At 30.7% G+C, this 24,594-nt stretch carries 17 protein-coding genes; 1 reads left to right on the top strand and 16 read right to left on the bottom strand.

Going from position 1 to position 24,594, the window contains the following annotated elements; genetic code table 11:
* Positions 1-64: 64 nt before the first annotated feature.
* The 4 genes from G8O30_RS15585 to G8O30_RS15570 all read right to left on the bottom strand — a co-directional run bounded on the left by G8O30_RS15585 (position 65) and on the right by G8O30_RS15570 (position 5,268).
* The gene (locus G8O30_RS15585) at positions 65-1,093 is read right to left on the bottom strand and encodes a two-component system sensor histidine kinase NtrB (RefSeq protein WP_239672922.1); all 1,029 of its coding nucleotides are present in this window, start codon (positions 1,091-1,093) and stop codon (positions 65-67) included.
* A gap of 326 nt (positions 1,094-1,419) precedes the next feature.
* Positions 1,420-2,586, bottom strand: coding sequence for a Ger(x)C family spore germination protein (locus G8O30_RS15580; protein WP_239672921.1), 1,167 nt, complete (start codon positions 2,584-2,586; stop codon positions 1,420-1,422).
* Complete coding sequence (locus G8O30_RS15575; RefSeq protein WP_239672920.1) at positions 2,583-4,052, bottom strand: spore germination protein; 1,470 nt, start codon at positions 4,050-4,052, stop codon at positions 2,583-2,585. Before G8O30_RS15575 ends, G8O30_RS15580 begins: the two co-directional genes overlap by 4 nt.
* Positions 4,045-5,268, bottom strand: a complete 1,224-nt coding sequence (locus tag G8O30_RS15570; RefSeq protein ID WP_239672919.1) for a GerAB/ArcD/ProY family transporter — start codon at positions 5,266-5,268, stop codon at positions 4,045-4,047. Before G8O30_RS15570 ends, G8O30_RS15575 begins: the two co-directional genes overlap by 8 nt.
* A 1,100-nt stretch (positions 5,269-6,368) precedes the next feature.
* Here G8O30_RS15570 and G8O30_RS15565 point away from each other — a divergent pair.
* Positions 6,369-7,655, top strand: coding sequence for a methyl-accepting chemotaxis protein (locus tag G8O30_RS15565; RefSeq protein ID WP_239672918.1), 1,287 nt, complete (start codon positions 6,369-6,371; stop codon positions 7,653-7,655).
* Positions 7,656-8,823: 1,168 nt separating this feature from the next.
* On the opposite strand, the gene G8O30_RS15560 is transcribed toward G8O30_RS15565, so the two are convergent.
* From G8O30_RS15560 to G8O30_RS15510, 12 genes are all read right to left on the bottom strand, one after another.
* On the bottom strand, positions 8,824-9,492 hold the full coding sequence (locus G8O30_RS15560) for a hypothetical protein (RefSeq protein WP_239672917.1): 669 nt from the start codon (positions 9,490-9,492) through the stop codon (positions 8,824-8,826).
* A gap of 81 nt (positions 9,493-9,573) precedes the next feature.
* Positions 9,574-12,615 carry a DEAD/DEAH box helicase gene (locus tag G8O30_RS15555; protein ID WP_239672916.1) on the bottom strand — a complete coding sequence of 1,014 codons (3,042 nt, stop codon included), beginning with the start codon at positions 12,613-12,615 and terminating at the stop codon, positions 9,574-9,576.
* Positions 12,616-13,425: 810 nt separating this feature from the next.
* Entirely contained in the window at positions 13,426-14,835 is a 1,410-nt protein-coding gene (locus G8O30_RS15550; protein ID WP_239672915.1) for an MBL fold metallo-hydrolase, read from the bottom strand.
* Between the two features lie 77 nt (positions 14,836-14,912).
* On the bottom strand, positions 14,913-15,581 hold the full coding sequence (locus G8O30_RS15545; RefSeq protein WP_239672914.1) for a serine hydrolase: 669 nt from the start codon (positions 15,579-15,581) through the stop codon (positions 14,913-14,915).
* Between the two features lie 43 nt (positions 15,582-15,624).
* Positions 15,625-15,753, bottom strand: a complete 129-nt coding sequence (locus tag G8O30_RS16170) for a hypothetical protein (RefSeq protein ID WP_275576500.1) — start codon at positions 15,751-15,753, stop codon at positions 15,625-15,627.
* 35 nt (positions 15,754-15,788) lie between these two features.
* Positions 15,789-17,063: a helix-turn-helix transcriptional regulator gene (locus G8O30_RS15540; RefSeq protein WP_239672913.1), complete on the bottom strand. Its 1,275-nt coding sequence runs from the start codon at positions 17,061-17,063 to the stop codon at positions 15,789-15,791.
* Between the two features lie 78 nt (positions 17,064-17,141).
* Entirely contained in the window at positions 17,142-19,313 is a 2,172-nt protein-coding gene (locus tag G8O30_RS15535; RefSeq protein ID WP_239672912.1) for a hypothetical protein, read from the bottom strand.
* A 15-nt stretch (positions 19,314-19,328) separates the two neighbouring features.
* Complete coding sequence (locus tag G8O30_RS15530) at positions 19,329-20,567, bottom strand: MFS transporter (RefSeq protein WP_239672911.1); 1,239 nt, start codon at positions 20,565-20,567, stop codon at positions 19,329-19,331.
* A complete protein-coding gene (locus G8O30_RS15525; protein WP_239672910.1) occupies positions 20,564-21,811 on the bottom strand; it encodes a zinc metalloprotease in 1,248 nt (415 codons plus the stop codon). Before G8O30_RS15525 ends, G8O30_RS15530 begins: the two co-directional genes overlap by 4 nt.
* Complete coding sequence (locus G8O30_RS15520) at positions 21,795-22,304, bottom strand: ABC transporter substrate-binding protein (RefSeq protein ID WP_338040682.1); 510 nt, start codon at positions 22,302-22,304, stop codon at positions 21,795-21,797. Before G8O30_RS15520 ends, G8O30_RS15525 begins: the two co-directional genes overlap by 17 nt.
* Before the next feature lie 95 nt (positions 22,305-22,399).
* Entirely contained in the window at positions 22,400-23,221 is an 822-nt protein-coding gene (locus G8O30_RS15515) for an ABC transporter substrate-binding protein (protein WP_239672908.1), read from the bottom strand.
* Positions 23,211-24,347 (bottom strand): ThiF family adenylyltransferase, encoded by a 1,137-nt coding sequence (locus G8O30_RS15510; RefSeq protein WP_239672907.1) that lies wholly within the window; start codon positions 24,345-24,347, stop codon positions 23,211-23,213. The genes G8O30_RS15515 and G8O30_RS15510 overlap by 11 nt, the downstream gene beginning before the upstream one ends.
* Between the last annotated feature and the right edge of the window lie 247 nt (positions 24,348-24,594).

Here is a 24,594-nt window from a genome sequence, read left to right as displayed (position 1 = left end):
TTGGTTTTCACTTTCTAAACACATTTCTTAAAAATAAAATGACCATGTACTAGAAGAGCCTAAATCAACTCATAAATCGAATGTTAAAAGTAGTACCTTTAGAACTCGTCTCAAAGTCTATTTTGGCATTATTTCTCTGCGCAATGGAATAACAAATGGATAATCCTAATCCTGTTCCATTCTCTTTACCAGTTACAAAAGGTATTGGGATGTCTTCAACTAAGTTACTAGGAATACCACTACCTTCATCTTGAATGGAGAGAACAACTGTATCCTTTTCAAAAGAAGTAACAATGCAAACAGATGTCCCTTCCTCCATAGCATCTAAGCTATTGTTAATCATGTTTAACAAGAGTTGCCGTATCTCATCTTGGTCAACAAACAAATTCTGAATTTCACCTAGAAGTACCTTTACTATCTTTCCTTCTTTTACCGCTCTTGTTTGAAGCAAAGGCAACATGGTCGTAATAATCTGGTTTAAAGAAGAATCCTTTATATTTCTTGCTCTATTTTGAGATAAACTTAAAAATTCCGCAATGATTTGATTAATTCGGTTTATTTCATCAATCATCAGATTTAAATGCGCATCATAGTTTGATAAATTTTCGTCCTTTGACATTATTTGAAGAAATCCCTTCACTGTAGTCAAAGGGTTCCTGACTTCATGCGCCACTCCTGCTGCCATTTCTCCAATGATTCTTAACTTATCGTAATATCGATCTTCTATTTCTTTTTCTCTAATATTCGTTACATCGCTGAAGATGACTAGTAAGCCATTCTTATTGGGAATAACTTTTACTTCTACAATTCTTTTCGAATACTGAGATAGTACTTCGAAAGATTGCATTTCCTGTTCTTTAAACGCTTTGTTATAGGTATGGTAGACCTTAGTGTCTATATAATCAGGTAAAATGTCCCACAAACATTTCCCTAACAATTCGGATTTTGGTTTCTCAATTACGCTTTCTGCAGCACGATTAATAAATTCAAATTCCATTTTTTCGTTTAAAAAATAACATCCCTCTTTGATGTTGTTTAAGACTTCCAGCATATCTATATTGGAACGGAATTTAGATGATTCAATGATAATCACAACATTTCTTTTACCCTGCTTAGGTTATTTACTATCATTTAAATTATACAATAGATATGCTAAGATACTATTTTTATTTGGTAATAACTTCACAAAGAAATCCGACAAATTATTGAGGACAAAAGATGTGTGTTTGCTTCTATTTTAGGAGAGTAGGTAGGAGAATGTTGCATAGATTAGTAAAGCAATAGGTAAGATGGTTTAACATATGAAGGGCTTAAAGCTGAATTATGTAAGTAAATAGTGCCTGTCACCTAAAAGTAAGTTTGAGTATTGCGTGGAACATTTTGTGAAATGGGATATTTTCAGGAGTGACAGGCACCATATTATTCACTACTATTTTTTTCTTTCTTCATCTTGGATTTACCTGAAGTAAGAATACTGACGTCTACCTTTATCTTACCAAGAGAATCCTTATGGAGAAAGAAATCTTCGTTTTTACTTAATTTATTGTAGAGATTAGGATCATTTTTATACAATGTATACTCAAGGTTCAATAAATCACTTTCCTTTTCCAATCCCATTACATACATCTCTCTGATTTGCTTTTTAATTTCCTTCTTAGTTAAATCTGTAATCTCTTCTACAGACATAGGTTCTCTCATTTCGATAATCGAAACATTGCAATTTACTCCCACATCAAAAATAACCTCTTCACCTTCTTTTTTATAAGTTATCTTTGCTTGTGGTTCCTTCGCTACTACGGATGCTACGATTTTATTGTTTTTATATAAATAAACAGGAGACCGCTTTGTTCCTTTTTGAACCCATCTTAGACCTAATACTTCGTCACGCTCAAAAAAACCTTTGTATTTCCCGTCAGTTATTGCGCCTATTCCATTCATCTCCAGTGCTGAATGTGGTCTTCCCTTTTCAATCCATTGATAATCGTTTGTTCCTAAGAATGGTATGAACACTGTTGTACTTGAATCATACCAATGACTTAACAGTCTATGTAACATTATCGGTTGAATTATAGAGTATTGTTCATAAATATCTTCCGGATCGCTTAGTTGTGAATAAAAAGGGGATAGATTTAAAATGGGTGTATCATTAAATATATTTTCTACATAGGAACTAGTTCCAAAAGTATAGATGGTGTGACGAATCTCATTATATCTGTTTAACACATCTACTACCTCTTCTACTAATCCAGGTTGTTTTAATGCTCTTTCTGTAAAAATTAACGATTTGATTAATCCCCAACTTACTCTTTGTTGCGTTGAGCGATATAAGTGATCAGTAGCCATATCAAAAGATAATCCCTCAGCTTTACCTATCCAATTAGAAGTAGCCTCCTTTCTTCCACCCTCCTGTTTAGCAATAGCACCAAATTCAATAAATTGTATAAAAGCTACATACTTGTCATCTACATAATCAATACCGATAGCATGTACATAAAGGATATGTTCTAATTCTTTTCCAGAACAGCTTGATAAAAGCATTAGTAAAAAAAGAGAATTGATTAGTTTTAAAAGACGAGTTTTTTTCATTCGTTTTCTTCCTTTACATGTTGTTGCTTCAAGATAGTAGATTGTTCTGATGATGAATTATTGGGTGTTCTAAAAAAGATATATTTAAAATCCTTTATATGAAATGGTGATGCTGGTGCAAGATAAGGTACATTAAATGATTTTAAGCTTGCAAGGTATAACATGATAAAGAAAAAAGAGATCAAAAACCCAAACATTCCAAAAAATATGGCTAGGGTAAGTACAAAAAATCTTAATAAGGTAACTGCACCGGCTAATGTTTGATCTACTAACACATAGTTACTAACTACAGATATACCAACAACCACTAATACACCTGGTGCAGTTAATCCAGCACTTATAGCCGCTTGACCTATAATCAATCCACCTATAACAGATAACGTTTGTCCAATTGCCTGAGGTAGTCTTGCTCCAGCTTCACGAAATATCTCAAATATACTTAACATGATAATGGACTCTAAGCCCACATTAAATGGAACACCTTGTCTAGTTAATACAATTGTCGCAAGTAACGTGTACGGTATTTGATCTTGATGAAAAGAAGTAATAGCTACCCAAAATCCAGGTAAAAAAATGGCGAAAATAAATCCAAAGATCCTCATTATCCTCTCCATAAATACAAAAGCTATATGTGTATTAGCATCTTCTGGAGTATTTAATAAAAACGTAAAATTTATAGGCGCAACTATACCTGATGGTGCACCATCCAATAAAATGACAAAACGCCCATTCAACAGCGCCTTAGCTGCAAAATCTGGTCTACCAGTATAGACAAAGAGCGGAAATAACGATTTCTTTCGTTGCATTATAAGTTCCTCTAGCTGAATGGTTGCATCTATGTCCCTATTCGATAACGTATTTAATTTCCCTTTAATATCTTTCACTATCTCAGGTTGACACTTACTCTTTAAATACAATAAACCCACTTTATTTTTTAAACGATCTCCTATCATTATCTGTTCATAGTTAAGATCGTTCGTTCTGATTCTCTTTCTAATAAGTGCAACATTTGTTGAGATATCTTCAATAAAACCATCTCTTGGACCTCTAATGGAGACTTCCGTATTCGGTTCTTCTGGAGTTCGTTTTGGAGAGTCAGCAAGGTTAACAGAGTACAGAAGATTTGCTGGTTGTACGAACAAGAAAACCTCTCCAAAGAATACCCTATCAACAATCTCATTGTCTGATATATTAGTTGTCACTTTGTGAAGGTATGGATGAATAGTTTGTAGATCATGTTCTGAGATGTTTGTATTATACAAACTCCTCAAGTTTTGAAGGATACTTGATTGAATCGTTTTTTCATTTGTCAATCCATCGCAATAAAATAATAAAACAGTTTGGAATAGCCCATCAAAATTTAACTTAATCTCTTGAAAGCTAACATCATGACAATTTTGAAACAAACCCTTCACATGGGCTTGTGAAAATTGCTGATCTGTAATAGGGAAAGATTGTTCAGTCATGCAAATTCCTCCTTTCTTTCTTTTTTCCTACTACTAACAAAAAGATAATACATGTAGTTACAAACAAGATGATTAGCTGACCTGGAAGGACATATTTATAGACTGTTGAATATAGTGCCATGTCAGATATAGGTAAAAAATTGGATATTAAAAAAAGAAACGCTATACCTAAGACTACAAATATTCTTTTCTTCTGATTAACTATATGTAGAAGATCTGGCAAAAGAAAAAATGCTAGAGATACTCTAATAAAAGCACCACTTAACCACTGGAAAATAGACAGGTAATCAACATGATCTACGTATGTTCCTAGTGTTACTAAACGCCATTGTTCGAATGCAGGATATCTTAATTCTTTTGCCAACTGTGGTCCAAACTCTGATATAGCGGCTGTTAACGGTCCGAAAGTTAACCCAATCAATAATAATGCTACTAAAATTACTTGATACCAACGGAAACGTTTTTTCAAGTGATGTTGTATGGTCAATAATAAAATTATTTCTATAAATCCTCCACAAGCTACCAACATCCCTTTTGCTACAGGTTCAATGTCGAACTCCAATACAGGTTTTAATAAGGAAAACTCTTTTTTGGACATATTAGCAGACATCACAAAGAAACCAAGTGTCACCACTATAGGTAATATTATTCCAGCTGCTACGGCGATTACCCTTATTCCTAAAAAAGCTGCGTATATGCACAAAGATAGTAGTAAAAGTTCCAATAAAATACTTGATGATTGTGGAAGATACGAGGTAATTGTCCATGTAACCGTGTCTTTAAATGTAATAAAACTGCTTAAAAATAGATATAGACAAAAAGGTGTGATTAAACACCATGCAATAAAACTACCGTAATGTTTTTTTAAATACAGATAAATATTTTCTTGACCAGTACGTGCCATAATAAAAGATATAAGCAATGCAAACAAAAGAAATAGAATTCCACTAGCTAAGACAGATATCCATGCATCCCTTCCTCCGCTATCCAATAACATAGGAATGATTATCACATGATTTAAGAGACCTAGAGATAGGAGCAATAGCATGATTACCTCTAAGGAATTTATTTTTTCAGTATGCATAGTTTCACCTAACTTTTTTAATTGATAGTGATACCCTTTTGATTTGCTTAAAAGAATATCCATATATTCTGTTAAAATTAGGATTTTATACATACCAAGCCTTATGTTGTTATTAAACTGTGACTGTCCCACATCAAAAACCCCACCCAGAGAATATCTCCAGATGAGGGATGAGATATAAGTTCCTCACTCTTTGTAAATCCTTCCTTTAGATCCCAGCGATAAGAGTAGAAATATTATTCAAAAAAATTGACTAAAATGTGGAGTATTTTTTCATTTTTATGTCTTTTCGAGATAAATTTTAGTTAAACAAACTCATCTATATTGAAGTTTTACATAGAACTGTGTGGAGAAATTAGTGTTACAAGATTTTCTTCTTTTTGTAATGTGCTAACAATAATTTGCAAATGGATATACCTTCTTTTTTCATAACCATTCCCTAAACAAGATATAAATTGAGGTATCAATAACAGGTAACTTATATTGCAAGTATAAAAGAACTGGATTAGCAATTCTTATATCATCATCCTTATGGTGGGATCATAAGTGGGGAATGAGAGTCATCATTTCTTCAGCATCTCGATAATAGACAAAACGGAAATAAAGTACTTATATTAAGAAGAGGGATCGTTCCCTCTACACGATTTGCTTAAGCAAATTATTTGCCTCATCTAAGTACTTTCTTAGAAAGGAGCTTATGAAGCTAAGGTGAGTAGAAGTATGAGTTACCGGTTTTCATCTCTTACTTTTAAAGGGAAATAAAAAAATAGGATCGAGAGTCTGTTGTACGCTCAGAAAAATGTATAGGAAGATACTTGTGTAAGAGGGGAAATCACAACTTGAAAAGGGTTGATTAAGAGGATGGGCATGCTTTTATCTTTAGTCTCTTTAATATAAAAGAGCCATAACTCCATACTTTATACAAGCATTTTATACCTACATTAAGACAAACTAACTAATATGAGGGAGTTCACAAGATGGAATTAGCAAATAGAAATAAACTGCTACTGATTTTATCATTCATCACTTTATGCATATCTATTATCACACACGTTAGTCATAGAATCTTTAACTTTCTAGAAGAATATATTGTTTTAATGAACTATGATGTCTTCTCACATAATCTAATAATATTGCAAAACATTCTTTTTCTTATACCTATCGTCTCAATTACTTTTGCCCTTATAACTTATATGGTCAATCAAAACTCTTCCATTCTGCCTTATTATAATATGCTAACTTTAACATTTAGTAGCATTTCAATTATAGCTGGGGGAAATGGATTAGTTGAATATCACTTTTCTATCTTTATGGTTATTGCTATTATCTCTTTTTATGATCAGATTAGATTGATCATTATCAGTACCTCACTATTTGCCTTCCAACACTTAGCAGGATTTTTTTTAGCACCTGAATTGTTATGTGGTACTTCGGATTACAGCTTTTCTCTACTATTATTACACGTATTCTATTTACTGTTTATGAGTGGTGCAACTATATGGTTTATACACGCAAAGAAATTGAAAACAAAGGAATATGAAACCAAGGTATCTCTACACCAAGATACCTTAAGAAAAGTAGTGGATAACCTAAACGAAACTTCTGAGTTAACACTTGATTACACGAACCAACTCTCAGCTGGATCAGAGGAATTGGTAGCTGCAGGTCAAGATATCTATAATTCTATTAAGAAGATATCAATAGGTGCAAAAGAGCAATCACAGGAGTTAGACATTGGTGTGAATAGTATTAACTCTATTCTTGCCCAAATAGAAAATATCTCAAGTAATACAAATGTATTACATGAAAATGCTAGGAATACCTTACATAAAGTTGACAATGGTTCTTCCATTATAGACAGTTTATCCGATCAAATGAAACTTATTTCTGAATCATCAGAACAAACTAACGAACTAGTTCAAGATTTATTTTCATTTTCAAGAGATATTGACAAGTATGTCTCCATTATTACATCAATAGCGGATCAAACTAATTTGTTGGCTTTGAATGCTTCTATAGAAGCAGCAAGAGCTGGGGATTATGGTAAAGGATTTGCAGTAGTTGCTGAAGAAGTAAGAAAGCTTGCCTATGAATCTAGCAACTCCGCAAAGGAAATCCAAAATGTAATAGAATCTATCCAAGCACGCATTGGCAATGTCTCCAAAAAGATGCAAGTAAGTAGCACTGAAATAAAAAAAGGTACTGACCAAATCGATGCAACAAATGTTATATTTAACCAAATCTCTTGGTCTACTAAAGATGTAAGCAACCAGATAAAAGAGATTTCAACCTCCTCTTCTACTTTGTTAGAAAACTATAAAGAGACACGGGAAGTAATAGAACAGATCTCCAATATTACAGTTGCATTCACAAAAAATGTTGACATAATATTTGCAAGTACTGAAGAACAAACCGCAGCAACAAATGAATTAAGTTCTTTGTCAACTGCTCTTTTAAACCGAGTGGAAGTTATTAATCAACTTGCAAATAAGATAGACTCATCCTTATCGAATAATTAACTCAACACATAATAAAGATTTTTTTGTAGCTTATTTGCAATACTCAAAATTATTTAGTGTATATAAAAAGTAAGATAAATACTTTAGTTCAAAAATCTAGTTAAAAAAAATCCACTTGAGGTTAGGTTACTTTTACTAAGTAGGCTAACCTCATTATTTTTGCTTAAAACTTGCCTACCACTTACCGGCATACCAGCCCCTCAATAGACATTATTTCAGGTAATAAAACCATTTTTACCTACTAATAAAAAATGTTATTAGTAAATTTATCTATTCTAATGAGTGACCAGCGCCACTTTTAATATTGCTGCGTGATCTGGGAAAGTTAAGGGTATTTCTTTAACTCTTCTTTGATTCTTTTTCAGATGAATAGTCTAGGTGATACAAAAAGAATTATTTGTAATAAAATAAGGTCTACCAGTGATATACCTGGGTTGATTTTTCTACATTCTACTATCCCGCTCACGCTTCCCCTAGTATACCTGACATGCTTTTTTGGACTTTTGCTTTACCGCGGCAGCTTCCCCTGGTATATCTAATAGCCTTTTTCAGACTTCTGCTATACCGCAGCAGCTTCCCCTGGTATACCTAATAACCTTTTTCAGACTTCTGCTATACCGCAGCAGCTTCCCCTGGTATACCTAAAACCCTTTTTCAGACTTTTGCTATACCGCGGCAGCTTCTACTGGTAAATCTGGAATGCTCCTTCTACCTTGTTACAAAAAAAAATGAAAAAGAGGCTTCCCAAAAGTTCAATGAACTCATGAGAAGCCTCCGTTAATTTAACTCAGTGTTAGTAATATGTTAGCATACCGCTCTCACCATACCAATAAACCCAATCATATCAAGGGTTTAAGGGGCAGTTTACATCATACCGCCCCTACCGTGGGAGCGGTAATATCTTTCATTTGATGCTGCTGAAGTCCAGTAAATCAAAGATTTTGAGTATACTTGCTGTTCGATATTATATTCTTCTATGGTTTAGTTCCATACATTTTGTTAGCAAAATGTTAGCAAATACAAGTATACGGATATATTCAGTTGTTTAGGCACTCCACATGGGTTGAGTAGTGATGGCAGATAGATTGGTGTAGTAGTGTTTACCTTTTTGTATTACAATATTCAAAGCTGCCTGAGATTAAGCTAGAACCTTATTTAATAAACATTTTTAAGCTCTAAGATCCTTTATTTGGCTAAAAGAAGCTACACCAGATGAATTTACTAATAGGTCAAGTACTATAATAATTTCACCTATCATACTAAAAAAGAAGTCCCAATTGATAAAGCTAACTACACTTCCTTCAGTAAAAGTGTAATTACCGCCCAAAAATGAAAATGTTTCAGTTTGATTAACATGGACACCATTATTATGTATAGTATTTCGAGAAACCCTACATATATTAAATAACTCCATTGCTCTGATGTAATTCGAATTAGCTGTACCACCTAATACATTTGTAAACAAATTATTATATAGTTTATAATAAGGGCTTTTCCAATCCATACTTAGTTCCTTAGCAATCGCCCTAATTGAACTTTCTATAGCAGAGAATACATTTAAAAAACTAGACCAACCAACTAAACTGTAATAATTTTCAGCAATACTTAATATCTTATTATTAGGTTGTCCTTGATCTTTCATCATTTGCGCAAATGTATTTACATCAAAGACATAAGATATCTGAGCATACTGAAGTACGTTAGCTATTTTTCCGAATACTTGTATTCTAGTATCTAAATTTACATCCCAGCTATTTGTATTACTTAACTGTGTCATTTTATTTGTTAATTCATCGTAATAAGAACCTAGTTTTGAAATAATAACACCTTGGCCCATAAAAAATCCTCCCTCTTTTGTTAAGCTAATTTAACATTATGTTTACGACAGCTAATTCAAATTATATATTACTTTAATTAACTATGCTTTTTTATCAAAGAAAAATTTAAACTTTGCTCCAACTGATTGAACCGCTGCCCAAGTATTCATTAAAAGATAATCTATCTGAATAATCTCAGGTGTTTGTTTTAAGTCTAGGCTTTTTTGTCTTTTATACTCATCTAAAGAAAACATTTTTGAAGTAAGTCCCCAAATAAAAGTTGTAGATTGAGGATCTCTTTGACACTTTTTAATCAGTTCCCAAACCTCTTCTGGATCAATGTCACCTTTAATTACTCTCTTTCTTTCTACTTTTTTCAACTTCCAATTGTTTTTCCATTTTTCAACTTGATCAGGAATACGATCACTTAAAGGATGAGCATAATCAAGATTTTTAATAATTTGAGAGCAGATATCTTGAAAAACGCTCGCTGAACGAGTCGCATCTTTAGCTTTACAATGAATAAAGTAAACTCTTTTGTTATTTGTATCGAGACCTACAAAGTCTGCTACCTCTGTTCCTAAGTCCGTACAAATAAGATAGTCCATATCATTTAATGTTTCTTTTATCTCATTTCCAGCTTCTAAATCTTGACCTAAAGACGATACTAAATAGAATAAGGAATCCTCACTCCACTCATCTCTATCAATTGATAAATCTCCTTTTTCACTTTGAATCTTCTTATCATCAATGAGCTGATACTCACCAAAGACTGTATTAAGTCTTTCATCATTACTCTCTAACACACATTTATAAAAGGCTTTCTTGTAATAGATATGACTAGCATCATTAGTTACTATATGAAAATCCTGAGAACGATTTAAATAACTAAGTAATGATTCATGTCTTCTTATATTATGCTCATCTTTACTAATGTCTTCACTGAAATAATACCTAATACTTCTATCTTCATAGGTTAACAGGTACTTATTTTTTTCAAACTTAATATTTACGTATATTTTCTCTCCGTCAACTTCTAACTCAAATTTATTATTTTCAACTCTATAATTTAATTCTTCAACTTTTACCTTTTCATCATTACTATCTACAATATAGTCTTTAATATGACTTAAATTAAAAGTTATTAAAATCGGAATTGTACTTTCAGGAATTCCAACAGCAGGAGAATATCTCTTAAAAAATGATATTGTGCTTTCATCTTCAATAGTAACTTTACTAGCAATTTTCTCTATCCAATCTAAATAATCCACTAATAAAACATATCCATAATTATCTGATATCCTACTGTTTGAAAACCCTATGTACCTTCTACTACTACCACCGTCTACCTCTATTTTCCCTGTTACATTGGTACAAAAATTATATTTATCGGTAACGTTAGGAGCAACTTCTTTTATATCTTTACTATTAATTACCTGTCTATTTATATTATTATGACTTATAAATCCATTTTTAAGTGTGACCTCAGTGAATTCTGAGTTCTCATTAAACAATGTTTCTAGTTTTTGATTACTAACTGGATCACAAAAATCTAAAATACTAGCAGGCACATAATTATTTGTATCATAAAAAAATAAATAATTATTATGCATCCAGCAATAAAACAAACCTAATTTTACTTCAATAAATGACTCATTATTTAATATTGAAGAGTTACTATATTTAGCATATACAACTAGACTTTGTTTCTCATCTTGGTTTTGATGGTGGTTAATTGCAAATTCATTTGATAGTTCTTTCTGTTCAATAATTTCTTCTATAAGCTCTTTGAATTTAAATTCCTCATCTGCGACTGCCCTATAAGAGAAGATATTTGCTTTTAAAGGTAATTTATAGCGTGTAAGTATGTCTTGGAATTCTAATTCGTTTTCTATATTAAATCTTTTCAAGAATTTTTTTGAGCTGTATATATAATTAGGCTGATTTATTATTGACTCTTTGAAATAACCCTTAAAGTTTATCACTGGAAGTTTATTTGAACTGTCATTGTCATTCTCATAACTAATGAAGGTATTCCAGGTATCTTCTTGAGATCTATCCTGTGATTTAATTACTATATAGCTCTTTTCAGTAGATGTGTTATTTAAATCTTTTCTTAAAACTCTACCGATTTGTTGAATCAATGACCTTGCATTATCAAATGGACTGTAAATTCCTAAGATCACGAATCTACTATCATCGATCCCTTCCACCAACTTATTTTGAGCCAACCAGTAAATTGCATTATTTCCATATGGTACATCCTTATACTTATTTTGGTTGTTTTTTGTATTAAGAAACCTTTCGTGAATTGCAACAGACTTTTCCTCTATAGTAAGTAGGTATTCAATAGCAAAATTTAGATCTTCGAAATTAGCAAACCTTATAATTACCTTGGATTCATAATTATGCTCTCTATCATATACTCCCTTAATTTCAATTATTTTATCAATAAACTCCTTTACATCTTCATCACCTTCAGAATTCATTTCAACTTGTTTAAACTCGCATTTACGAATTATCTCATCATCAAATGCTTTTTTAAGAGAATAATTAAAATAATAATTTTCATCTATATTAAATAAGTTGTAATCGTTTCTTATTGGAGTTGCTGTAAATAGAATTGTTTTTTTTCCTAATGTTCTGATTGTCTCACTCCAAGTAGTTGCAGGCTCTTTGTGTCCTTCGTCAAAAAGAATCAAATCGATACACCTTTCTAATGAATTAAAAGCTTCATGGTTGTCATTTTTTATTTGAGTTAAAGCTTGTATAGTAGTTATAAAGACCTTTTTCTCTGTTCCACTAATTACTTCTTCTACGTTTGATGGAAACAATTTATGAATATATTTTTTATGATTTAGTTCTAACTCCAATTTCTCCCATAGATTCTTCTTTATTTCTCGATAAAGATGGTCTCTAACTGTTGCAGAAGGGGAGACAATTAGAATGTTATTACACCCTTTAATAAATAGTGCTAATACACTTATTACAAATGTTTTACCCGTTCCTGTAGGCATCTTTATTAAAGCTTGTTTGGTTGATGAACTCTTAATATAACTTAATGAAGTCTCTATCCCTCTAATCTGATAATTTCTTAGTTTACCGCACAATATAGACTTGTGTTCCCAGACAATTGATGCCAAATAAATTACCTCCAAACTAACAACAAAATAAGAAATTCCATATATGGCTTATTTAATATACGTCTATTGTTAATTTTACTAGAATTTCAGGAAAAATGTAGAAATTTGTAAAGTTTAATAAGATGTTTAATCAAATGATTAAACAAACATTTTTTATCAAACAATAAAATCGTGTCTCATGTCTTGTAACAAAGTGTGCCTGTCACTTACCGGTATTTGTCGATATTTATTCCTTGATAATCAAAAGGTAACTCTAGTAAATAATAACAGATAAACCCATCTATTCACATACATAAACAACAAAAAACCCCCACCCAGAGAATCTCTCCAGATGAGGGTCCTTAACAAAGTATGCCTGTCACTTACCGGTATTTGTCGATATTTATTCCTTGATAATCAAAGGTAACTCTAGTAAATAACAACAATTAAACCCATCTATTTACATACACAAACACAAAAAACCCCCACCCAGAGAATCTCTCCAGATGAGGGTCCTTGAAACAAGCTCGATGCTCGGCACTTAGCCTTACATCATACCGCCCCAAATATGTTTTATGGTCAGAATGTGGTCAAATAAAAGTTGGTCTAGAACAGATATTTCATTTTAAACTCATTATATTTTCTTGTTTAATATCTCCACGGCTATTTACAAATTTCCACTAATCTTGCCGTATTAGAATCATAAATTAAATTCGTAATTGAATCACCCTGAATATGATGTACTAATTCGTCTATCACGCTCAACAGTACGAGGAACTAATAGTGCCTGTCACTTACCACTATAACTCTCTGCAATAGTATAGTATCTTGTTAAGTTACGTTAGAGAGGTCCTTCTCCCATTGAGATAATCCTCCTGATAAATTGTATACATTTTCGATTCCATTCGCTAGTAAGATAGATACAGCAATACCAGAGCGTATACCAGTTGCACATTGAACTATTACAGGTTCATTAAACTCAAGTTCTTTAATCCTACTTGGTAAGTTTCCTAACATAATGTGATGGGATTGTATTATATGACTCTTTTCCCTTTCTGAAAAGCTTCTAACATCAAGTATATAAGCGTCTTGTGTGTCTATTAATTTCTTTGCTTGTTTAGGGGTAATGCTGTTATAGGTGATTAGTTTATGATTATTGTATATTACTTTTCTATTTAATGCATACCCCTTTAAATTATCTACACCAACAGAGTATAACGCTATCTTGATAGATTCCAAAACTTTTATGTCTTCAACTAGTACGTAAACAGGTCTACTGTAATTAATTAACCAACCAATCCAGTTACAAAAAGATCTATTAAAAGGTACATTTATAGTTCCCTTAATATGGCCTAACGAGTAACAATGAGTATCTCTAGTATCAATAACTTGCGCACCACTTTCTACCAATTCCTCAATTTCATGAGATGCAGTATATTCCCTAATACAATGAACATGTTTTAATAATTTTTGACCAACTTTATTTACTAATTTTATATTAGTAAAATAATTTGGTAATTCAGTATTATATTCATGTAGTGTAAAAAGAAAGTCTTTTTCCTCTTCTATCTTAAAGGCCCAATTTAATCGCTTTTCGTATCCCACAGTTGTTGACGGTATATCTCCAAGGTCTCTACCACATGCACTTCCTGCTCCATGTGCTGGCCATATTTGTAGATAATCTGGCAATTCTTTTAACTTTTGTAGAGAACTATACATTTGTCTAGCACATGTTTCTGAATAATCAGATAAACCGGTGATGCTTTCCATTATATCTGATCTTCCAATATCATTTACAAATACAAAGTCTCCTGTAAATATTCCAATTGGAATATCGTTACTATCACTTATATCTGTTAGTAAAATAGATATGCTTTCTGGGGTATGACCAGGGGTATGAATAACAGTGAATTTTAATGTACCAATGTATATCATATCTTTGTCTTGGACGAGCCTAACATTTAAATGATTTATATTTTGGTATTTACAATCTATATCCCCTTCATCAGATAGATAAAGTTCTGCTCCATGTTCATGTAATTCTCTTATACCAGAGACAAAATCAGCATGAATATGAGTTTCAAAAGCTCCTGCAATTTCATAGCCTCTTCTTTTACAAGATTCAATATAGGGATCAATGTTTCTCATTGGGTCAATAACAATCGCTTTTCTGGTTTCTTGACAGCCTACTAGATATGATGCATGTGCAAGTTTTTCATCATAAAAATACTCCAGTAACATTAAATCTCTCCTAAATTAAATTATATATTATTTAGCCATATATCCAGTACTATTACTTCAATAATCAGACCTATCATTTAATGTACTTCTGCATAAATTTCTTTTATTATTCTCCCTATCCTACACAATAGAATTTCTTGCACTTCCCAAGTAATACTAGGGTCTTTTGTGATTAATAATCCTACAATATATAGTTTTCTATCTTCTAATTTCAAAATACCCAAATCGTTACAAACTCCTTCTAAACCTCCAGTCATATGCGCCCATATTCCTTTTTCGAAAAAACGAAAACCGTCGTTATCTGATTGACTACAAAGAGAATTAAACAATAAGTCTCTATATTCTATATTAAGGTTTTCTTCATCAAAAATAAATTTTAAGAAATCAACCAAACTTTTTGGAGACCCTATATTTCTAATAACATCGCTATTATCTTTTGCAACTTTAATATTAATAGATAAGTCCTGTAACATTGTGTTAATTTCTTTTACTGTACACTTAGATATTAAAGTATTATATGATTTTTTTGAATGTTTACTAATACAATTAATAACATCTTCATGGCAAATATCGAATTCTTCTTTTAGTAATATTGCTGGAATAATAAACTTAGTAATGCTTGCGATTGGAAACATTATATCACCATTTATTGAAACACTTTTCTTTGTATATGAATCATACAAGTAAAAACCAATATCTATATTATCAGGAATAACTTTTAATATTTTATCCTTTAAATTAAACATATCAATTCACCTAATCAATAGACTTATATATGTAAACTAAGCACTATTTTGTTATTTTTATACTTGTCGGTTCTGGAAATGCTTCTTCTGCCAAAGTAATATAGCCAGTATTGGCCTTTAAAATTAGTATAACAAAAGTAACTCTTATAAAAATTCGTAATGATTTTTTCATAATAACGGACTCCTATTCAATAAAAGTTTTTGGTATTATAGTCTGTAAAGTTTGCTCTGCAATCTTATAAAAATAGACACTTTTTTATATTTCCTATCAATCTCATAAACTTGAGCTAAAATCTTTGAATATTTATAAATATAGCGACTATTCTCTTTCTTTTTAAAATATGGTAGTACCTCAGATTCTATATAATGATTTTTGTCTATAGCGTTGTGAATCAACTTACTATAAGTATTAAAATGATATTTATACTCTAGATTAGGGTAGTTATTATAATGTTCTAGCATTTCTTCACCCATATCTAAGAACCTCTTTACTTCAATTACATTCCCTTCTTTATAATGGAGCTGTATCATCGAATGTATAGTATTTAAAATACTATTTATATTTTTTTTTATGACTTTGTCATTCCCACATCTAATTTCTATGCTTTTATTGAAATATTTTACTGCAATCATATAGTTATCCCTTAAACTATTCAAGTAACCTAGATTATGATATATAGAACTCATTAGTGTAGTATCATTAAAAGTTTTGGCTATTCTTAAGGCTAGATCATACGATTTCATAGCAGCATCATAATTTTCTAAGCGTTGATACGATATGCCTAATAAAATCTGACAATCTGCAGATTTCAAAAAATTGTAATCTTTATCAAAGTATTCTATGGCTTTTGATGCAAATTCAATACTATTTTGTACTTTTTGAAGCTTACCATTTGTTAATGCAAGTTGAAAATATAAATCTGCTATGTCCCAATCCAAGATATTTAAATTTGTGATAAATGACTTACTTTGATTATAATCGATTAATGCTTTAGTAAAATTACTATTAAGATAATTTAAAAGTCCTCTATTTTTAAAAAAGATAAACTTTTCCTGCTCAATACAATTATCTATAATATCAGATAACTTAGATAGAATGATTTCAGCCTTCTCTAGTTCTCTTTTATTTATATTGTACCTAACTAATACTAAGTCTCTTAAAACCCAATTATCTCCAATATATAATTTACTTTCAAAAATTTCTAAAATATTATCTTCTTCAACGAAGTTCTTTTTTTCAATTAATCCTTTATATATGTTAATAATCATTTTTCTTCTACTTTCAAGATTACTATCTTCATGATTATCATATTCCTGTATACCTAACCTGCTCAATAGCAAGTTTATGATCTCTCTACTTGGTATGGTAACAGAATGCTCTATCTTGCTTAAATAGGAAACTGAACATATACCTAGACATAGCTCTTCCTGGGTGAATCCTTTTTCAATTCTTTGATGTTTTATTAAGTTCCCAATTCCCAAAATAAAAACCCTTTCATTCTTGATGAAATATACCCAGGAATATTGTTACACTTTTTCGTATGGACTTACAACATTTTTTTACAAAAAAGCTTCTTTATAGAAGAAAATTGGTTTATTTGCATAATATAGCTCACTATTGGTTATCGCCATAGATTTGAAGTAATAGATACTAGGTTGAATTTCTTTCATAATCTCAAATTCAAACACATGTTCTTCTGTTTTACCAGGTTCTAATTCAAATTCGATTATATTTTTGTTTACACTAGACCATTCATCTAAACCAAGATGGGTTAAAAATGCTAGACCCTTCACATTTTCACTTGAAATATTTTTAATAACCAGTGTTTGCTTAAATATACCTAAATTAGGTATATCACTTCTCCCTATTATTTCTAACTTAACTTTTTTCATTGATGAGTAGTCTGAAATACATCCACATTTGGGACAGTAAGTTAAAAATCGTTTTTCACTAGTAGCCTCATTTTTAAAAGTATATTCTTTTGCTTTATTGTCGCATATAAAACAAACTCCCTCTGTTACTGTATGATTCAACATCTGTACCTGTTGAATATATAGCTCAGGTAAAAATATACTATAAGCACTTGAAGATTTTTTCATGAGTTTTTCAATAATTATTTCTTGAAGTTTTTGATGTTTTTCATTAATATTCTTGTAGAGATTTCTTATCTTGTTAAATGCATTAGGGTCAAATTTCATTTCCTTAATGGTACTTGCACTCTCTGAAATTAGATTAGTTAACTCAGTAGTTTCATTCTCGTATTTATTGCCAACAATTTTTTTCTCTAATTCACTTAATTGAAAATTATTAAAGGATAACTTAGGGATTGTCGAATGAAAAATAATTTCTATTCGTTCTCTATTGAAATTTTGCCATGAATATAAATATAAATATCTTTCACCTTTCTCTTCTACAATAGAATAATAATAGTTAATCCTTGATGTGTTCTCGATGTATGAAAATTTTTCTATACACGAATCTAATTTTATTTTTAAGAAAGATTTATCTTTAAGTTGCTTAATAGTCATTCTATATATATCATTTTCTTTTGTAAGCTCAAGAGTTTCTTCTAAATTTTTCTGATTAGAGACTCTATATTTTTGATTTGGATTGCCAATCACTAAGTAACACGGGAAATCAACATTACTTTGATATAACCAGTTATTAAGAATTTGTACAGATTCCCCAGCTGTATACCCTTCTAAAAGTAAGTTATGTAGTAAGCAAATTTCAGCATCTGGCCCATGCTTAATACCAATAGAACTTATATATATACTTGCATGGTTTTCTAAAAAGGCGTTACTTAATGATACTGAACTGGGTAGAATAGTATTAAATGGTCTGTAGCCAAAACAAGTACTATTTACAACAAAATCAGCTGGTATATCAGCTGCTAATATACCCTTTTTATGAATAGGACATTTTTCATTTATTTTACAATCCATACCATTGCCTCTAAATCTCTTCGACTGACCACAAACTATACTATCAGACAATAAAATACAATCTTCTGATCCATGCGTTGATATATAGAAAGAATTAATTCTTTTTTTATTTACCAGTCTTTCAAAAGACTCTAACAAAGTAGATTCATTGTTATATATGACCGTGTCTTTTACTGGATTGTTAAACTGCTTTTTTGAATAGGGTAAGACTATATGATTTTCGTTATTTGTTAACTCTCTATCGCAAACAACTAAAGAGCTAAATATACCCTTTAAAATAACCCATGAAAGCTCTTCTACACTATTTGCAGTTATAACACCGCAATTACCTAGCAAAAGATTATAATTATCAAAAAAATCTAGTGTTTTAATACCCTCGTATGAAGCTAGTATTGTACTTGAAATTTCATGAACTTCTTTATTCTCTAAATATTTAGTTAAATCTTGGATGCTATCAAAACTACGAGTATTATTAGTTCTATTAACAAAAGATATGATATAGCTATATTCGCTAAATTGATCTTTATTCAGTATTAAAATTTCACTACCATTGTTAAGTTGAGATTCTAAAGTAACAGCAACTTCATTGAATAGTAACCCCGAATATATATTTTCGTAAAATTTCCTACAGCTAATAACCGTTACTCTATTCCACTTGTTTATAATTTCAGTATAATAGCCGGTTGAGTCGATATATGGAAAATAGTTGCTAATGTTTTTTTCTAGGATAATGTCCCAAAGATTTTTCCACTCTTCCTGACTTAATGCTCTTATAGCTTTAATCATATTCTTATGCCTCCATTAACTTGTAACTAGTTGCCTAATACTCTTCTTACATACACCTATCAATCCGGCAATTGAAACTAATAATCCCCCTAATAAAAATACATACCTTACTTCATACATATCAAATGCGATTCCTGAGATAAAAAAAGATATAGGATCCATTCCAACAATCATAAAATTTAATAGACCTAATACTACACCCAACACTTTAACATCGAAGGCTTTTTGAACAGTAGAATACAGTAATATATTTATAATAGTTACGAGGCAACCAATTAACAACAAAACTATACTTATAATAATAATATTTCCTATAAATCCAATAGATGAGAATAGTGCTCCTGATAGTAAAGTACACATAGCTACAACTAGTCCAGTTTTAAAGATGTTTACTTTCGAACAAAACACACTACCGATAACCATACCTAATGCAATAGATATCTCAAGTATGGTAAAACCTATTATTCCTTTCTGTAACACAACATTGGACAAGTACGGTAATCCAATAACTAAGGGTCCAAAATAGCCTAGATTGAAAATCGCCATGCATACAAACAAGAATGATATTGGCTTATTTCCCTTAACAATTAATAACCCTTGTTTAATTTCATTTAAGAAATTTTTCTTTTCTTTTTTATTTATATTCTCTTTTTTGTATGAAATTTTTTTTATAAAAATTGCTGAGAATATCATGAACATTACTGGAATGATAAATGCTTCTCCTACTCCCAGTAATTCTACGCCTATTGCACCTATGAGAGGTCCTATTACAATTGCTATTTGATTTACTATTTCTCTGAGAGAGTTGCCTTTTTGAATATCAGATTTTTCGATTATCTCTGGTAACAATGCGTCTCTAGCTGGTGTAAACATAGCATTACTTATTCCAAATATAAGTGATATGACAAACAAATATGGGGTGTAAGTTAAATTATTAAGGTACAACACTAGTAAAATTGTTAATGAAATGGCACGTACTATATCTGAGAACCACATAATTTTCACTTTATCATATTGATCTGATAGTGCACCGCCTGCAATCATAAAAAACATGTTTGGAATTGCCCAAAAAACAAACAATAGACCAAGTGTTGCCGTTGATCCAGTTAGTTCAATAACAAGCCATGAAATAAGTAAAGAGTAAAGTCTATAGCCAATTACTGAAAAGGCACCTCCTACCCATAAATTCAAGAAATTTTTGTTATGCAACAGTGACTGTTTTGTTAACACTTCACTTTTTTTCGCTACACTCATAATCCATCACTCCTTGAATCTAAACCTATTTTATTCTCTTTTATTAAGTCATAAATTAAATATATAAATAGCCATATAATAGGTGTGACTAAATAACCAACACCAAATAGATGATCCCAAAATAATAGAGAAGTATATTTAAATTCTAAAAATACATCTAAGGATCTATTAAAATACCAGTAAGTAAATCCAAGATAAACTATTGCTATACCAGTTGAAAATAATAAACCAATTATATATATCGGTGTATACTTTTTTACTCCCAATTTCTCAAAAGATGATAGCGAATCTAAATTTTGATTTTCTTCAGTATTTAGCTTAAAACCTAATTTCTGTTTAACAGATAGCGCTGTATTTCCATGCAAATTAGTACAATTCCATTGATTATTTACTACATAATATAAATCTGACTTAGTAAAAATAAGTGGTTGTGTTATAAAACTCCATACATTTATTATGATTACAAATTTAATAAATCTATATAATGACTCTGTCATAATAAATATGTTCAAGTCGTGTAACATGATAACTGTAAGACTTAATGAAAGCATCACAGAATTAAACGCCAATCCTGCTAAAAATATCTCATTTCTCTTATTTTTTGAAAGTGCCCATATATTTGGTATTACCGTCTCTATAACTAAATACATCCCAGATCTGCCGAATTTAACTTTACTTTCTATTCCATTAGCCCTTGCAGCTATAAGATGACCTAACTCATGAACAAAAATTAAAGCCCACATGCTTAATAATCCACCTAGTACTACTATAGTTAGGGAGTCATGAAATAAAAAATCTTTGACACTTGGGATAGTTTTTGGATATAAATATAATATAGAAATAGAATACAAAAATAGAGCAGAGTATATGACCCAACATATTGGATTAAATAAAGTCCTCGAAACTTCTTCGCTTATAAAATTAAATTGATTTTTCACTTTATTCCCCGCGTCTTTATGAGCTACATCTATTCCGTCTACTTTCTCGATAAATTTTAATTCAATACAAGTTTCCACAAAATCATGAACACCAATTTCTCCATGATATTTTGTGTACAACGTATTTTCAGTTGTTGCTACACTCATACCCTCCTTTAATAGATTTATGGCTTCAACAGCAACAACAGGTACATTAATATACTCGCCAATATCTTTCCTACCAATAATGTACTCATCATCTAATCCATTATACTTTTCGATGTATAATGGGAAAAATTCTATTATTGAATCATTTACGACTTTCAAATTTTAACACCTCTTTTTGAGATTCCATTGTTGCAAAATTTATTATGCCCAATGGAGAGAATAATAACTTTTTTACTAAATGCTTTTGAACTAATAATGGCAATCGATAGTGATATAGAGGTATAATACAAATTTCATCTAATATAATTTTCTCTGCTTTATATAGAGTTTCATATCTTGTAGGATAGTTATCTATATTTTGACTAGAACGAATTAATTCATCATATCTTTTATTAGAGAACCCTGAATAGTTGTAACTAGAATCTGAGTGCCAAATATATAACATTGAATAAGGATCAAAGAAATCTCCTATCCAACCACTAATAACAATATCGTAGTTTTTATTATTCAATCTTTCCACATATTCAGCCCAATCTACAGTAACTAGTTCTATCTTAAAAGGGGAGAATTTTTCTATATTATTTTTTACTTCTTGTGCAATTGTCACATACAAATCCAAATTGTTTACCATTAGTTTTATAGTTTTTTTCACTTTAGGAGTGTAATTACTAGGATATAATTCTATTTTATTATCTGATTTCAATAATGGTGTATGATTTACTAGATGCCAAGGTACAAAATTATTAGTTAACTTATTCTGTTTATATGGACTCTTAAGATGATTTTTTTTATTGACCTATCTATATAATATCTTTCTTCTCTACTTAAACTAATACAATTAAATTGAATAAATGAGGTTCCAAACTCAGGAATGTATTCGATTAATTCTTCTCTTTGATAATAATCCATATGCATTAATGGTATGCCATCGCTTATATCAATTTTTTTTAAGATAAATTCCTTGTGGATAGATTCTTCATCACCATTACATGTTATATAGATTTCATCATTGTTATTAATATTTTGTAGTAATATGTTTTGAATGTTATTTCTTTTCACCACGTAATCTTTGTTACCAATTAAACCTATATCTTCTTCTGGTATGTTATGCGGAATTGGTAAATAGGGAGTTGAAGCAGTAATATCAAGGAAGTATGGACAATTATATTCTAAAGTGACAGAAAATTTCTTATCATCTATTATATGAATTCCAATATCTCTATCTTCTGCATCTCCCTTAAGAAATTTATTTACATTCTTTATTACTCTAAACTGTTCGACATTACATGTCTTATTTTTTATTATTCGCATCCAAGGGATAACAAAATCCTTTGAAGTAACTTGAGTCTGATTTGTCCACTTTCTATCTTCTAGTTCAAATATGTATGTATTACTATTTTTATTAAAATGAAAATCTTTAACAATACCTTTCCTCAACTCATTCCTTTCATATACGTATAAGCCAAGAAATACGTTATGCAATATATTTGCATTTGCAGTATCTTGACATAAAGCAGGATTGAGATTTGAAAAGCCTAAATTATTATCAAAATTTATATTAAGCCTCAACTAAATCACCTGCTATATCTTCAAGTACAGTTTTTTGAGGAAGTAGATTTGTTTTATTACAGTTACAGTATTCTGTTTTTTTCCAAGTATCCTCAGGAATGTAATTTAAGTGTAAAAAATCTATAAACACCCTTCTTCCACGCGACACGGGGTCTATTTTCAACGCAAACATTCTAATAATTTCAGTCATGATTGAACTAGCAATCAAAGTTATACTATTTGCTATAGCTGCATTCTTATTTTTAAAATTCATTAATTGTTTTACTGTATTTTTTATATCATCATTCTTAACTAATCCATGATAAAAGCACTCTAAGCACGCTGTTGAATTTGGAATTACTGTTAAAAAGTGACCCTGGGTACATCCTAATCCACCAGAGATTAATGGGATATTTTTCATTAAACAATATTGGTTGCACCAAAGCTGTATATTTAATAGTGGTTGATCTGCAGCACATATTAATAGATCTATTTCTTCGGGTAAATGTGACAATAGATCCTGAACCGAAGTAATCTTTAAGTTCTTTGTAATAACAGAAACTTTTGGATTTAGCATATGTATATTATCTTTTGCTGCCTTTGCTTTTGATTTTCCTATGTCATTTGTTCTATATAAGAATTGTCTATTTAGGTTTTTTTCTTCTACTATATCTGGCTCTATAACATAAATTGTTTCACAACCTATTCCCACCAACTGAGTCAACAGATTACTTCCCAAACCTCCTAGTCCAACTATTCCAACTCTTAATGTTTTCAACCTTGACAATAAGTCATAACTATTAGTCTCTAAATTAGAGAAGTTGTCGAAAAAGTTGAGGTTGCTTACGTGTCTTGCTTCTATATTTTCATCGGATACATCATCATGAACTTTTATCAAGGAATTTTTATCTAACTCATATATCATATCTAATATATATTCTTCTGTTATTTCAGGATATTTATTTAACAAAATTTCTTTTATATCATCAACAGAGTTCTTACCGTTAAGTAACTGAACAAAATCTACAAAAAATCCTGATTCATCCTCTATCTCAAAACAAAAACCAGGCTCGTCGCCAATTTGTACCTTATTATTATAATTTGAAATAAAATATGTATCTTTTATCTTGTATTTTATACTTGTCATGCTTTCTACTCCTTTCTTATTAAAGAGAGTAGCCACTCGGCTACTCTCTTATGGACTTATGTACCAACTTAAAAGGGTACATTATTTAATTAAAATATATTATTAAGTTCCAGGACGAAGCTGTGGGACACTTACTGTTTCAAGTTTGCGAACTACGATTTTTTTCATGATATTTCCCCCTTTCTATTTATCTCTTAATTATTAAGTTCCAGGACGAAGTTGTGGAACACTTACTGTTTCAAGTTTG

It is taken from the genome of Mangrovibacillus cuniculi (genome assembly GCF_015482585.1).
GTDB lineage: Bacteria > Bacillota > Bacilli > Bacillales > R1DC41 > Mangrovibacillus > Mangrovibacillus cuniculi.
Note: the sequence above shows the minus strand (reverse complement) of the source record. Positions and strands in the feature narration are given on the sequence as shown.